Below are 15759 nucleotides of genomic sequence, written 5' to 3' on the forward strand. Positions count from 1 at the left end.
TTACTGGACCAATTCCTCAAAATACCTTTTTTGTTTCCGGCACAAATAACACAAAAATTAATTCTGATTTTGTTGTAAGTATTGATGGAGGCAAAACATTCGAACCGGAACCAGTAAAAAGAATAGTAATGAAAGACGGTAAAGAAGTTGAAGTTATTATTCCGCCAGAAAAATACACGGCAATTCGCTGGATGCCAAATGTTCCTATTAACGCAAAGGAAAAACAAATTTTCACTTATCGTATCGAAGTTAAATAACCGATAAGTGATTGCACTACCCCATGCTTATAGCAAGGGTTTAGCTACATTATCGTAAATTAAATTAACGACCTTAAAAGGTAACCACTTTATGAATACGCATTTAAAACCTATATCTCGATGGGTTGCAGCGGGTCTCATAATGATAGGTGCAGGTACACTTACTAGCCAAGCCCTTGCATCTACAACTCAAGCTGGTGTTGAAATTAAAAACGAAGCGAAAGTTGATTATGAAGATGCGTTGGGTAATACCTATCAGGCATTTTCTAATGAAGCAGTAGTAAAAGTAGCACAAATTTATTCAGCTACGTTAAAAGATGACTTTGACGATACAGCAGCCGCTGGTCAGATTAAGTATATCGTTCATGAGATAACGAATACTGGTAATGGTCCTGAAGACTTTACACTTTCGTATGCTCAAAACTTACCAGGTACTGATCCACGTGGCCCAGATGATATTGATGCCGCAAGTATTACTATGTACTGGGATGAAAACGGTACGGGTAGACCTGATAATGGCGAAGCTGCGTTAGCGAGTGGATCTGTTGTTACCATTCCTGCTGGCGAAACTTATTACTATATCTTAGCGGTTGAAGTACCAAGCTCTGCGGCTGTCGGTGATAAAATTGGTGTCACATTAACAGCTCAAGCTCATGAAGGTACAGGTGCTCCAGTTGCTAATGCTGTGACAGATATTGGTGCGAATAATGATGGTGCCGATGATACAAATGGCGACTTAATCACTATCACTAACGATGCTGTTATTAATGTGAATAAGACAGCAAATGAAATCAAAGGTGGTACAGAGTCAAGTACAGGTATCGATGTCGATGGTGATCCTGGTACGGATTTAGCCGTAAACATCATTAACTACAGCATTGTAGCGTCGAATACAGGTAATACTGCTGCAACTGATGTACACATGTTTGATGGTATTCCTGATGGTACTACCTTGATTCCAACGTCACTTTCTAGCCCAGGATTAATTGCTGCTGATGGTGATACTGTGGTTACAAGTGCTGCTAACTTAACGGATGAGACTGCATTAGGGTTTGATCTTGACCAAGACGGTGGTACGTTAGAAAACGGTGGTGAAGCTTTAATTGCTGGTGGGTTAGATCTTAACCATGATGGTGATACAACAGATACCATTGTACCTGGTGTATATGCTATCGATAATTCATTACCTTCAGGTGCAACGGTTTCAATGAACTTCTCGGTTTGGTATTCACCAAATCTAGTTGAAGGTGGATCATCAATTGATAACCAAGCTTATATCTGTGCTAACTTAAATGGTGGTGCGGGTGATACTGATTACGTTGATGATAACGAGTGTGGTAGCACAACTAAGCCTGGTCCTATCACGACGAATCCAACTCCGATTACAACTGAAAATACCTATGGCGGTACGATTACCGATACTGGTACGAACGGTCCATCCACCAGTGGAAATGGTGGTGATGATGATGGTACTGATGATGGCGTACAAACTGTAGATAATGCTTCTGCAGGTAGTGATGTATTCTTCTATAACTTGATTACTAATACAGGTAATAGCACAGATACATTTAACCTAACGATAGCGAATGGTCCTACTAACCCATACCCTGCAGGCACGACCTTTAAGTTCTTGGACGCAACGGGTGCCGGTCCATTAGTTGATACCAATAGTGATAGTATTGCTGATACTGGTGCTATATCACCTTCAACTTGTGTGGCAGCAGGCGATCCAGCAACGACTATTGATGGTATTACAGTTGCTTGTAACCAAACATTAGTGCGTGTAGTGGTAAGTTTACCTGCAAGTGCGAGTGGTGGTCCGTTTGAAGCGACGACAACAGCAACTTCAGTGAATGATAATACACAAACAGACTCTAAGATTGAGCGTTTGACAAGTGTTACTCCTCCAACAGTTGATATCTCGAATACACCATTTACACCTGCAACCATGGCTGCAGCAACCAATGTCGACCCTGTTGATGTTTCTGATGGTGTGTTAGATGCAGATGGTACACCTGCTGATGATATCGCGACTGTATTTAATGATCCTGCGTTAGGTACAACGGTGACTGCGCCGTTATACATTGCTAACAAAGGTGGCGGTCAAGACTCATTCACGCTAGCAGCAGAAGGTAGCTATGATGCAGGTACCAATTCTTGGTTAACAGCATTACCTGATGGATGGGTTGTGAAATTCATCGATATGGGTATTGATACCACTGGTGACGGTAACGCTGATATTCCAGGTACTGGTCAGCAAATCTTCTCAACTGCACAAATTCCACCGAATTCTGTACAGTTCATTAATGCTGAAATTACCATTCCTTCAGATCCGCTAAAAGCACTAGCAGATAGTCAACAACCATCAGTAATTGATGCTAATAGTGATGGCGATCTAGATTATATCATCTCTATCAAAGTGACATCTGCAAATTCAGGTGCAACTGACCGCAAGGTGGAAGCAATTGATGTTCAATCAGCGAAAGCGATCGCTATTACTCCACCAACAGGTCAAAACCAAGTTGAGCCAGGTGGTTCTGTTATCTACGACCATGTGTTAACTAATACAGGTAACACAACGGAAACAGATATCAAGCTAACCTCGGTTGATGACAACGGCTTCACTCATATCATTAAGATCGATACTGATGGTGATGGTGATCCTGATACAGCACTAACGGCATTGTGTCCTGCACCTCGTAATCTTTCAATTGAAGGTAGTGATGGTACAGTTCAAACCGTTGAGCTAACTTGTCTAGCTGACAATACGCCAATGTTTGAACTAGAGCCTGGTGAAAGTATCCCAATGGAAGTGACGGTATTTGGCCCTGCTGATGCAGCACCAGGTAGTGTGAACTTAACAACAATTACAGCTGAGTCTGATTCAGATAGTTCGCTAACAGCATCTGCTGAAGATACAACTGAAATTGTTCGTGGTCAGGTTCGTCTCTACAAATATGCAGCACCAGATGCGACTTGTGACGGCACCGCTGATACTAAATTCACGCAGTACTTTGAAGGTATCGAACCTCAACAATGTGTGATTTGGATGCTGGTAGCTTGGAACCAAGGTCAAACTCCAGCGCTAAATACAGTGATTTCAGATGCTGTACCAGAGAACACAACGTATGAGACGACTCAGCCGTTACAAGACTGTCGTCTAACTACAGATCTAGCTACTTCTTCATTAGCGCCTACAGATCCAGCATATCCAATTGACACTACACAAGAAGCTGATTTAGGTAACCTATGTTACCCAACAGCAGCAACGGGTGCGGATGTTACTGGTGCTGAAACTGGCGGCAACGTTACATACGATGCAGCTACGTTAGCTCCTGGTGATAAAGCAGTAGGTATCTTTACTGTTAAAGTTGATTAATAACCAACTCATTATAAGCCTCCCTTAATTGGGAGGCTTATTAAACCTATTTATTTAAATACGTTTAATAAGCCTATCTTTCTTTGAATTATTAGCCAGTGGAGAGCGCTTATGGCACTCTTAAATTTTATGTCTAAAATGAAAAGCTTTTTTATATTCATTTTATTATGTATGAGTTCATATGCATTTTCTATTACAAGTGCTGGTACTAAAATATTGAATCAAGCTGAGATGACATATTTTAATACTGAATTGGGAGAGGATGTAAAGGTCTTATCTAATTATTCATACGTCACTGTTGCAAGTGTATATAGTTATACTATATCGCCAACAGATAATGGTAATTCAGATCCTGAAGTTACTCGCTATGTACCTATTGGTGGTACTGCAAGTATTCCCGTTACTATAGAAAATACAGGGAATGAGGAAGACTCCTATGTATTAAACGTTAATAATTTAACGGGTGATAGTGGGGATATATATACAGAAGGAACTGAGATAAAAATATATATTGATGAGAATGGCGATGGATTGCATAATTTTGGCGAAAAGGAATTAGAAAAAAATGAAGATGGTTCATATATTACTCCAACGCTTGCCCCTGGAGAGTTTCTTCAATTAACGTATGTTGTCACAACGCCAAATTCATCATCAGAAAATGATAACTTCTTATTATCACTTAATGCGCAATCAAGTGGTGATCCTGAATTAATTAAGAAATCAGAAGCTGAAGTTATTGTGGTCGATGGACCTGCTTTAAATCTAACCGTTGGTTCTGATCCTGTTTGTCAATCTCCAGTGAAGACAGGTGAAGATATTGAATATAAGGTTGTATATAACAGTGTGGGGACAGAACGTCCGCAAGCTGCAACCGAATCTTACAAATTTTCAACAAAAGATAGCAGCGGTGCTTTAATTGAAGTTAAACATCCTGGCGTACTTATTACGGTGAATAAAGCAGCGAATGTAACTATTCAGCCTGATCGCATTGTTAATGGTCAACCTAAGCGCGATTATACGCCAATTATTTTAAGCTCTCCGTTGTCTGAATTTAATGGCGGTATTGTACTGGTAGGTTTGCATACTGGTGAAATTACTAATGGTGATGACCGTTTATTAAACTGGATAGATTATTCAACTTGGGATGGTAATGGTATTGTTGAAAAAATGGGTTTCTTGGTAACACCTGAAAATATGGAACCAGGTACCACAGGCCATTTCACATATTATTCTAAAGTAAATAATGTGAATAATTCGCCTGAGTTTAAGGTTTATAGCCAAGCAAGTGTGAATTTATTAGCGGGCGACCCACTGATTGTTGAAAGTAATATTCAGTGTAATACGTTATCAGGGGTTGGTTTACAGTCTCAAGGTAAGCTGATTGATTTTGAAACAGTGAATACATCAACGGTTGATCTGGCTGGGGATGGGATTAACTATTCTAATAATAATCACTTCCTCCCGACTGATTTCTATTTCCGTGAGGGAACTCCTAACTATGATACAAAATTGGATGCTATTCATGCCCGTATCAATTTACCTATCGCAAATTTAAGTGCTTCAGAAATTGATATTATTGGTCCTAAAGATTCTCGATTCCCTGTAAAACTTCGTTCATCATTTGGTGACGAGTTCTATTGGGTATTTGCTGAAACGGGCCCTGATACAGGTATATTCCGAAGTGTGATGCCAATTAGTGCTGTTGAACCAGCAGATCCTAATGGGCCAAGAACAAGGGATGCTAATTATTGTCATGAAGCGTACCCTGGGGTTTGGAGAACAGGTGAGTTAAGCCAACCTGAATTACAAGCTCAAATTAACGATATTATTAATTTTAGAGCCAATGGTTTAAATGGTAGAACCTTTAATAATTGTGGCATTGAATCAAATCCAAATGACAAACTCACTGTAGAAGTAAGAGATACCCAAAATAACACGGTATTCCTTCAAGATGTCGCAACAGTTAGTCCACAATTCACTGTCTTTGATTCGACCCATTTTAAATATGATAAGAATGGCGATTTAATTCCTGGTATTGAAGGTGCCGTAGTTAAATTCTACCAAACCGTTGATGGAAAAGTTCCTGAAGTATTAGGTGACCCAATTGTTACTGCGGTCTCTGATGAAAATGGACGTATATTCTATCCAAAACTACCAATATCAGATGAAGGCTACTTTATTATTGTTGAGCCGCCAGAAGGATATACTTGGCCAACGCAATATAAAGATCCTCAAGTATTTATTTCTTATAATGTTTCAGCGCCATCATACGGTGCAAATGGATTTACCGGAGAAGAGAATTCAGGTCTATTTTATATCAACTCGTTTAATGGTCTGAATATATTTGATATCCCACTAGACCCAGCTAATTTAGATCGTCGTTTAACGTTAGCGAAAACAGCAGATAAAGATACCGCTGAAATTGGTGAGTTTGTTAAATACACCTTAACGCTGAAAAATAACTTACCTGAAGCCACTATTTACAATACTCGTATTGTTGATGAACTACCTTACGGCTTTAAATACATGAAAGGTAGTGCGCGCCTTAATGATGAGCCATTGGAAGATCCTGTTCAAACGGGCACATACAGCATCGAGTTCAAGCTTGGTGATGTTGATGGTGCAAATGTTGCGCCGCACAATGGTACTTATGTTGTTACCTACTTACTTCAATTAACTGCAGGTGCTGTTGATTCTGATGGTATTAACTCAGCACAAGCCGTCGGTAATACCTTAGCTTCAAGTATTATTAGTACCCTTGATGGTGGTCAGCCATTAGCGTCTAATATTGCAAGGTACCAGTTGGGTATTACACAAACAGGTGTGATGTCTGAACGCGGTATTATCTTCGGTAAAGTGTATGTTGATGCTCATTGTAATGATGAGATTAAGAGCAGCCCTTGGCCAATTGGTGGGGTGAAAATTTACCTAGAAACCGGTGACTATGTGATTACTGATGAAAATGGTCAGTACTCAATGTTCGGTGTTGAGCCTGGTAATCATGTACTTAAAGTAGATAAACAAACCTTACCAGAAGGGATCGAATTACAACCTATTGATACTCGTAATGCCGGAATGGGAGATTCACGCTTCGTTGACTTACGTCGTGGTGAATTCCATAAAGCAGACTTTGTTGCACCATGTCCGAAAAATAATCCTGAAGCTGTGTTTAATGAGCTAAAAGGCCGTAATAGCGACATTAATGGCGATTGGTTATTCAATACAGCAGAGCAATTTAAAGGATTAAGAACCAGCGGTGTCGAAGCGAAAGGTAGTGCGCTAACTTCCGGGATTATTAGTGGTCCACAATCGGCAAATACATCTGGTAATAATACGGCTAACCTGTCACCGATAATGCAAACGTTCAATGGTTATGCGTTGGAGTTCCGTTCTGGCACTGAACGTTCGATGAAAGAGCTGTATACGTTATTACCATCGGGTATTCAGGATGAAGCGTATGTTTATAGTGCGGGTGGGGATGATGCATCACTTCGATTTGGTTTTGCAGATAAACCAGAGTTATTAACGCCGCTTAAACAGAAACTACAAGACAGTAGTTATGTCACCAAAGTAGTTGATACCACGTATAACAAGATCCCTTATGCGGCACGTATCAATATTGATAACAAGTTAGAGGACAACATCCCACTACCAGAAAAAGACGCAGCGAAGATCACACGTGAAGAAGCGAAAAAAGGAACGTGGTATTGGCCGAAAGGAGATTATAGCTATCACGGACGCTTTATCGTTGTTGTGCCAGCGAGCGTTACCCCATCACTATATGTGAATGGTAGCCGAGTGAGTGACACTCAACTTGGTGAGCAAATCCGTAACGAGAGTGAGAAAGCCCAAATTCTTGGCTGGTACGGTGTGAACTTAGAGTCGGGTGATAACCTTGTTGAAGTGAAAGCGAAAGATGATTTTGGTAACGAGCGTACACTGTTAAGTAAAGTGTTCTCTCATCCTGATTCGGCTGATCGCATTAGCTTAAGTACAAATGATCAAGTTTTACGTGCTGACGGTGGTCGCTCTGTTATTCCTATTGAAATTAAACTGTTCGATAAAAATAACAAGGTAGCACGTGGTACTTACTTTGTTACCTTGAATGCTGATCGCGATAACAATTGGTTAGAGCCTGACATTCACCCAGATGAAACAGGTCATCAAGTACGTGTCGTGAATGGTGAGAAAACAGTCTACTTACGTAGCTCTAATACAACGGGTCCTATTGATGTCACCGTTTCTTTAGATGATGTTGCTGATACCGTTCGTGTTTATCAAGTAGCTGCAGAGCGTCCACTCTTTGTTTCTGGTTTACTTGAATATACCGGCCGTTATGGACGTATCAGTGGTGAAGAGCCATCTCGTCAAGCGGAAGGCTATGAAGATGATAGCTACAGCGATGATGAGCGTGCCGCTATCTTCATGAAAGGTAACGTTAAAGGCGGTATGCATTTAACCTTGAGCTACGATAGTGACAAATCTGATGAAGAGTTCTTACGTGAAATGGCTCCTGATAGTTACTATCCACTACCTGGTGATGCAAGTATCCGAGGTTATGATGCACGTAGTACCAGTAAATGGTTTGCTAAGTTAGAAAAAGATCGTCACTTTGTGATGTGGGGTGATTACACCACATCGGATGGTGCAGATGTGGCTGACTTAGGGGTTACGAGCCAAGTACTCAATGGTTTCAATAGTATGTATAACAATGGTCGCTTTATTGCTCAAGCTTACGCAGCAAGGCCAGAAGACTTACATAAAGTGGTTGAAATCAATGGTAATGGTACTGCCATGTTCTACAACATTGGTGATGAACGCATTATCCGTCATAGCGATACCATTACTTTAGTAACCTATAGCCGTGATAATCCAGGCTTGGTGCTAGGTGAGCTTAATCTGATCCGCTATGTTGATTACACCATCGATTACTTTAACGGCGATATTACCTTTAACCGTGTTATCCCAAGTATTGATGAGAACCTTGATCCAATTAAAGTACGTATTTCTTACGACTTAGAAGGAGATGGTAAAGAGTACACCATCGCGGGTGGTCGAATTTCTTACCTATTTACTCCATCACTTGCATTAGGTCTATCGTATGAGCAAAACACACATGCATTAGAAGGGTACAAGTTAGGAAGTATTTGGGCTAACTACAACATTGATAGCCAAACACAATTAACGGCTTCTGTTGCGACCATGACCCATGAAGGTAATGAAAGTGCCAATACGATTATTTCTAATACCCCTGTTGCCGGTGAGAAACTAGAACGCGGTTCAGCAGTTAAATTACGTTTGAAGCGTGATTGGAGTGACTCAAGCCAAACTGAGTTGGAATATGCTTATGCAGAAGAAGGTTTCACCAATATCACAGGTGGTATTACCCCTGCACGTCAAGAAGTGCGCTTACGCCACCGTCAGAAGTTGGTTGGTTTAACTAACTTAAATGTTGAAGCATCACATTCTGAATCATTAACCACTAACGATCAGCAGCAATCAGCAGGCGCAACCATTGATACCAAACTGTTTGGTACTGCATGGACGACGCGTTTAGGTTCTCGCTATATCAAAAATGAAACCGATGCTGGCGATAAAGAGCAGTTCACTACTGCGATTGTTGGCTTAGGTCGTAGCTTTAACTTCTTCAATCGTGCCGGTCGATTTGATACGGAATATGAACGTAGCTTCAATAGCAATGCTCAGCAACGCTTCAATATCAAAGCGGATTGGAATATTCATAAGCAAGCCAACCTATATACCAATTATGAGTATATCGATTCACTAGGTGGGATCAGCAACTTAGGTAGTGGTACCACGAGCTTATTAACCGCTGGTATCGATGTAGATTGGCAACATGGTGGCAGTACCTTTAGTGAGTTCCGTCAACGTGGCGCATCAGATGGCCGCATTCTGGAAGTTGCTAATGGCTACCGTGGTAAATTTGAAGTTATCCCTGGGTTAAGTATTGATCCTGCTGCGGAATATATTGAAGTGATTAAAGGAGAAGGAACATCAGGTATCGCCGTGTCATTAGGTGTCGCTGATATTCGTAATCCTAATTATAAAACGACCGGACGAATCGAATATCGCCATGGCGATGACGAAAATTACTACGGCCTACTTGGCGCATGGGTAACACGTTTAAGCCAAGATTGGAGTGGTTTGATTCGTGAAGAGTTCCGTTATGTTGATAGCGATAACTCTGCTAACTCATGGAATCAACACTTCAGTGCAGGTATTGCTTACCGTCCACGACTAACAAACGTCTATAACATGCTAGGTGTCTATGAGTGGAAGATTGACCATAACGACGTCACTCGAACTGCTCATATTCTATCCACACACCATAACTATCAGCCATCAGCAGACTGGTTACTATCAGGCCGCTTAGGACTTAAGTGGGAAGACTATAACGAATACGATTATAGCTACGATTCAGTATCCACCATTATTGATGGACGCGTGATCTACTACATCAACCGCCGCTGGGATCTTGATTTACATGCCGGCATCTTAGGTACTGATGGATTAAGTAGTCGCCGTTACTCTTATGGCTTAGGAATCAACTACCTAGTAATGAAAAATTTACGTGCGGGTATTGGCTACAATGGAATCGGGTTTGAAGACAGCGATCTCGACCCTCAAGGTTATAACCTGCAAGGTTTTTATTTCAACATGATGTTCAAACTTGATGAAGGCTTGTTTGGCTGGTTGAGTGAATAGAGGTAACTAACTAATGAAAGTAAGATTATTTTTATTGCTTGTTTGTACCTATATGAGTGGGTGTGTAAGTGATAGAGCAATATATGCAGACTACGGTCCTTTAGCTTGCCAAAAAGCGTGTCCACAGATTGTGATAGATGCTTGGCCAAGTGTTGTAAATTTTGGTTTTGATAAATCAGAGTTAACACCAGCTGAAATAAGCCGTTTAGCGAATGCAGTGAATGTTTTACAACAGAATCCATCTTTTAATGTTGCTGTTGTTGGCTCCACAGATCCTGAGGGTTCAGAAGAATATAATGACGCACTTTCTATGCGTCGCGCTCAGGTTGTTGGGGATTACTTACAGAGTCAGGGGATATCATCATCACGAATGACCCTGATTGGTACAGGCGAAAGAGAGCTATTTATTCATAGTGATAGCCGAAGTGATAACCGAGCAAATCGCCGTACCCAACTTATTTTACTCGATGCGAATCATGAGCCAGTGACAATGTTCTTTGATAAATCGAAGCTGCCACTGGAGCCAAACATTATGAATCCAGTAAATAGCTTATAATCGGCGGAGGAGCGTCATATGAATGTCTTCTACAGGTTTATCATCAAGATTTTGATGCCTGTTTCGTTATTGATTAGTTTTTATGCATCAGCATTAACTGAATCAGGAACAGTGATAAAGAACCAAGCAGGTGCAACGTATCGAGACAGTGCTGGGATCGAACGTAGTACAACGTCAAATTTAGTTGAAACTGTTGTACAACCTGTAGCGGCCATGACGTTGACGTTTGATCAGTCTAAATTGGCTGCCGCTGGTGGTCAGGTAACCTTTACTCATGTGTTAACTAACACAGGTAATGTGACCGATACGTATGACTTTGATATTGTTTTACCTGGCGGTGCTGTGATTGCAGGGGCGTCTATTTACCCTGATAACTCGCCAAACGATGGTGTTGAGGATGCAGGTGTAGCGGCCATTGATCCAAATACAGACATCATAGGGCCATTAGCACCAGGTGAAAGTTATTCCTTTGTTATTGTGACAGATATTTCCGCAGCGGCTGCGTTGAATTCATCGGATTCATTAACCATTACAGCCACCAGTCAACAGGTAGATGTGAATGGTGTACCTGTTGCGACGGGGATGGTGGGTACTGAAACCAATACCGATGATGTTACTGTCACCGATTTACCAATTATTGATATCACTAAGTCGATCAGTGCTGATAATGGCGCGGCGCCAAGTGGTCCTTATACCGTAACCTTCACCTATACCAATATTGGTATTACTGATATGGATCCAGCCAATACCAATGGTGTTATCTTGAAAGATGAGTTACCTGAGGGGATGCGCTTTAACGGTGGTGTGAACTGGAGTGTTTCTGGTACTCAGTTAACAGCCTCGGGCGTCACTGCAGGTGGTAGTGGTACTGATGGTACATCTGATTTAAGTTTCACGACTTGTGTAAATGATGCCATTAACTGTCCGACTCGTGACATTGTTGAATTTACAATGGATGGTCTTGCATCAAATGAATCAGCCACAGTTTCATTTGAAGTGATGATTGATAATGGTGCTGAAGCTGGCATCGTTTATAACACGGGTGTTTATGGATTTGATGCTGATAATAGTGGACAGGTAGATCCTGGCGAAGTCGAATCTACCAATACCAACACAGTACCGTTTAGGATCAATGCAGAATACAGCGTAATTGCTAACAATGGTGGTTGTGATACTGGTACGGATAATAACTGTGATGGTAATGATGATACCAATCACGAAATTGTCAATGTGCCAACTGCGAAGCAAGGTGAGCGTGTTTACTTTACTAACTACATTTGGAATACAAGTAATGCTGAAGACACATTCAATATTACTTATGAGAGCTCTACTTTCCCTGCTGGCACCAGTTTCTACATTTATAAAAGTGATGGTGTTACACCGTTAGTTGATACTGACAACGATAGTAATCCTGATACAGGTGTGATCCCTGCATCAGGGCAAACATGTCGTAGCTATCAAGTAACGGATGTTAATGGCAACTGTGGTTATAAAGTTGTGCTTGTTGCGACACTGCCACCAAACGCAACCGGTGGTCCTTATGAAGTGGTGAAACGTGCAACCTCATCCAATGACATCTCTAAGACCAATACAGTTACGGATCAATTAAGTGCCATTGAATTAAGCACTGTTGATTTAACTAATAACTTCCGTGCAGAAACGCCAACTACAGTTGAAGATAGTTGTGATGCAGCTGATGATAATTGTGGTTTTGGTGCTGGCGCTGAAACCGCAGCAGTGACAACCAATACGGTAGAGCCAGGTAAAACCACTCGCTTTACTTTATATGTCACTAATACTTCAGCGGTAGCTGATGGTTATAAACTTGAATACAGCGATAGCGATTTCAGTGCTGGTGATTTACCGGCTGGATGGACTGTTGTATTTAAAGATTCAACTGATAATGTGATCACAGGGATCCCTGTATTAGCACCTGATGCAGCATTTCTTGTTTATGCTGATGTGACGGTACCTGACACAGCGGCAACGGTCACCCAATCGATTTACTTTAAAGTCACTTCTGAAACAACCGGTGCAACAGATACCAAGCATGATGCTGTCACCGTTGATAATAGCGGCCTATGTGTAGGCTCATCTAATAACTTATCGGGTGTGACACATGTGGGGGGCTCGAAGGTTTACACTCATACATTAACGAATAACAGCAATGATCCTGTAGGACCTGTGACGATTGCGGTAGCGAACAGTATTACTGGCTTCAATGCTGTAATTTACGAAGACACTGATGGTTCTGGTGATTTTAATGGTGCAGATGCGTCGATAACATCAATTGCAAGCATTCCAGCAAATTCAAATGTTTTGTTCTTCGTTAAAGTATTAGTGCCTGCGAATGCACAAGAGGGTGTTATTAACCTTACGACGATAACATTAACTAGTCCTTGTGGAGTATTAGAAATTATTGATTCAACCAGAGTATCTAATACCAATATGGAAGTTGTGAAAGAGCAAGCGCATGATACCGATTGTAATGGTACGGCTGACTCACCTTTCGTAACGACACAATTATCTGTTGAGCCTGGTAAGTGTGTTCTTTATCAGTTAGTGGCAACTAACGTCGGTATTAAAGATGCACTGAATGTGAGTATTGAAGATGTATCACCTGCCTATACCTCATTTATAGTAACTGGTGGTGTCCCATCAATTACAGCAGGTACCTTGAATAATATTTTGAATGGTAGTACAGGTGCAATTATTGGTAGCGCTGGCACTGTTATTCCTGGTGATTCAGTGACATTGACTTTTGGTATAAAAATAGATGAATAAGAATTACTGATTCTCGTTATTTATTAACGGAAACACTTGCTTGGCAATTATTCGCCAAGCAAGTTTTTTTTCTTTTTAAAAGGGAGGTAGATGAAAAATGGAGGAGAAAATAAAAAGAGAAATAAAAGGAAAGGATAATTATTCTTGCGCTAAAAGTTCTATCGCACGTTTATTGCCATGATTTGCAGACTCTTCTAACCAAAATTCCGCTTGTTCATAAGATTCTTCAACCCCATCCCCGTTAGCATACATACTAGCTAAGTTATACATGGCTTTATTATTGCCAGATTCAGCAGACTTTTTATACCAATAGAGTGCCTGTTTATAATCTTGCTGAATTTGATAGCCTTGATCGTAGAGTTTTGCTAATTGAAATGTCGCTGGTTCATAGTTTTCTTCTGCTGCGAGAGTGAGTTGCTTTAACGGGATATCATAATTGCTATTGATTAAAAAAGGGTATTTAAAACTGAGTGTCGCCACTTCATATAGCACTTTAGGATCGTTGTCTTTTGCTGCTTCAGTATAGTGGAAGTAACTTTTTTCCAAGTCTCGTTTGGTATTGTGGATACCATGACGATAAATTTTCCCTAATGTTTGATGTGAATAATTATGATCTTTACTAGCTGCATCATGAAGAAGTGTCATGGCTTTATCGAGATTTTTATTTAGTTGTAAGTAGGAGATAGCGAGTAAATATGCATTACTCTCATGCATTTCAATTTTGTTGCTTTCCATGATCTTGACGGTATTTTCAAAATCGTCATGAATAAAATAAAGATAAGCTAAAGAATAAGAGGAAGGACCATGTGATTTTTCATGATTAATAAAAAGGAGTCGCTCAGCCTCACTGTGGTTGGCTTTTCCCCCTCTACCATCAATAAGCATCAGTGCGAGATAATAACGAGCCAGAGTATGGCCATTATCGGCCGCCTTTTTATATAACGCACGGGCTTCTTCTGGGGATAAAGGGAGTAATTCCCCTTCTTCATATAAGGCTGCGATATAAAACATTGCATTGGGATCATCAATAGCTAGTTTTTTGATAGCGGAAATATGATGTGTTTTTTCATATTGATAGGTGTCAGGGCTTTCGACTTTTTCTATTCTTTCTTCTAATGTTATTGCTGCAGGAGTCGCTTGTTTAACTTTTTTTTCATCAGCATGCTTTTTTATTACTGTCGATGTTTTCTCTTTTTCAGAATTATCAATAGAACATCCTGAAAATAATATTAAAGCAGGTAACAATAACCTTTTCATAATTGATTTCTCCTATCCCTGTACTATTGTTAATTTTAGAACATAAGTTAAGGGATGTATTATGCGTAACCTATTTATTTTTCTATTAAGTGGTCTATTAACAGCGTGTTCCTCAAGTAATTTAACTTCCTCTTGGGTTGACACAACTTATACTCAATTTCCTATAAAAAGTACGATCGTCGTTGCGATGTCTGACAACTTGCGCGTAAGAAGAATATTTGAAGATGATATGTCTAATCAGCTCCGTGCGAATGGTGTAAACGCAATACCAAGTTCACAAATTTTTCCTAATGAGCTTCCATCAAAAAGTGATATTGAAGCTTATGTAAAGAAAAATAATACACAAACCGTATTTGTGGCTAAGCTGATTAACATTGAGGATAAAGAGGTTAGATACCCTGGGAATACGGGCTTTGGCTATGGTCGAAGTGTGAGTTTCTATAACTATTACAACACGTCATACAGCTATATTTATGACGATAGCTACTCCGTGTCTTATGAATTCGTAAACGTTGAATTTACCTTGTTTGATACAAAGAGCCATGTGCCAGTATGGTCAACCTCATCAGAGTCGGTTGATCCTACCGATATGAATAATATTATTGATGAGTTAACAGGGATATTAATTTCTAATATGAAAGATAATAACGTGATTAAGTAGTTGTCACATTATTAAGAAAAGCCTCGCAATTGCGAGGCTTTTTTGTTGCTTAAATAAGCAAGTTAATGATTAGTGATAAAATATAGCCATTAAATAAACAGCGATATCCTTTATTATTTCTCACATTCATTATTATTTA

6 protein-coding genes and 1 pseudogene are annotated in these 15759 nt (G+C 40.3%); 6 read left to right on the forward strand and 1 reads right to left on the reverse strand.

Going from position 1 to position 15759, the window contains the following annotated elements; translation table 11 throughout:
* The 5 genes and pseudogenes from E5A76_RS18545 to E5A76_RS18565 form a co-directional block, all read left to right on the forward strand.
* Positions 1 to 257 (forward strand): annotated as a pseudogene (locus E5A76_RS18545) (hypothetical protein); the annotation flags it as partial.
* 91 nt (positions 258 to 348) lie between these two features.
* Complete coding sequence (locus E5A76_RS18550; RefSeq protein WP_237458985.1) at positions 349 to 3636, forward strand: hypothetical protein; 3288 nt, start codon at positions 349 to 351, stop codon at positions 3634 to 3636.
* A 231-nt stretch (positions 3637 to 3867) separates the two neighbouring features.
* A complete protein-coding gene (locus E5A76_RS18555) occupies positions 3868 to 10362 on the forward strand; it encodes a hypothetical protein (protein WP_237458983.1) in 6495 nt (2164 codons plus the stop codon).
* Positions 10363 to 10375: 13 nt separating this feature from the next.
* Positions 10376 to 10918, forward strand: a complete 543-nt coding sequence (locus E5A76_RS18560) for an OmpA family protein (protein ID WP_107166340.1) — start codon at positions 10376 to 10378, stop codon at positions 10916 to 10918.
* Positions 10919 to 10936: 18 nt separating this feature from the next.
* A complete protein-coding gene (locus E5A76_RS18565) occupies positions 10937 to 13702 on the forward strand; it encodes a hypothetical protein (RefSeq protein ID WP_161119832.1) in 2766 nt (921 codons plus the stop codon).
* Positions 13703 to 13840: 138 nt separating this feature from the next.
* On the opposite strand, the gene E5A76_RS18570 is transcribed toward E5A76_RS18565, so the two are convergent.
* Positions 13841 to 14959, reverse strand: coding sequence for a tetratricopeptide repeat protein (locus tag E5A76_RS18570; RefSeq protein ID WP_161119833.1), 1119 nt, complete (start codon positions 14957 to 14959; stop codon positions 13841 to 13843).
* Positions 14960 to 15020: 61 nt separating this feature from the next.
* Here E5A76_RS18570 and E5A76_RS18575 point away from each other — a divergent pair, with 61 nt between their 5' ends.
* The gene (locus E5A76_RS18575) at positions 15021 to 15620 is read left to right on the forward strand and encodes a hypothetical protein (protein ID WP_053989409.1); all 600 of its coding nucleotides are present in this window, start codon (positions 15021 to 15023) and stop codon (positions 15618 to 15620) included.
* The last annotated feature ends 139 nt before the right edge of the window (positions 15621 to 15759 follow it).

The organism is Photobacterium lucens (genome assembly GCF_009873615.1).
In the GTDB taxonomy this organism is placed as follows: Bacteria; Pseudomonadota; Gammaproteobacteria; order Enterobacterales; family Vibrionaceae; genus Photobacterium; species Photobacterium lucens.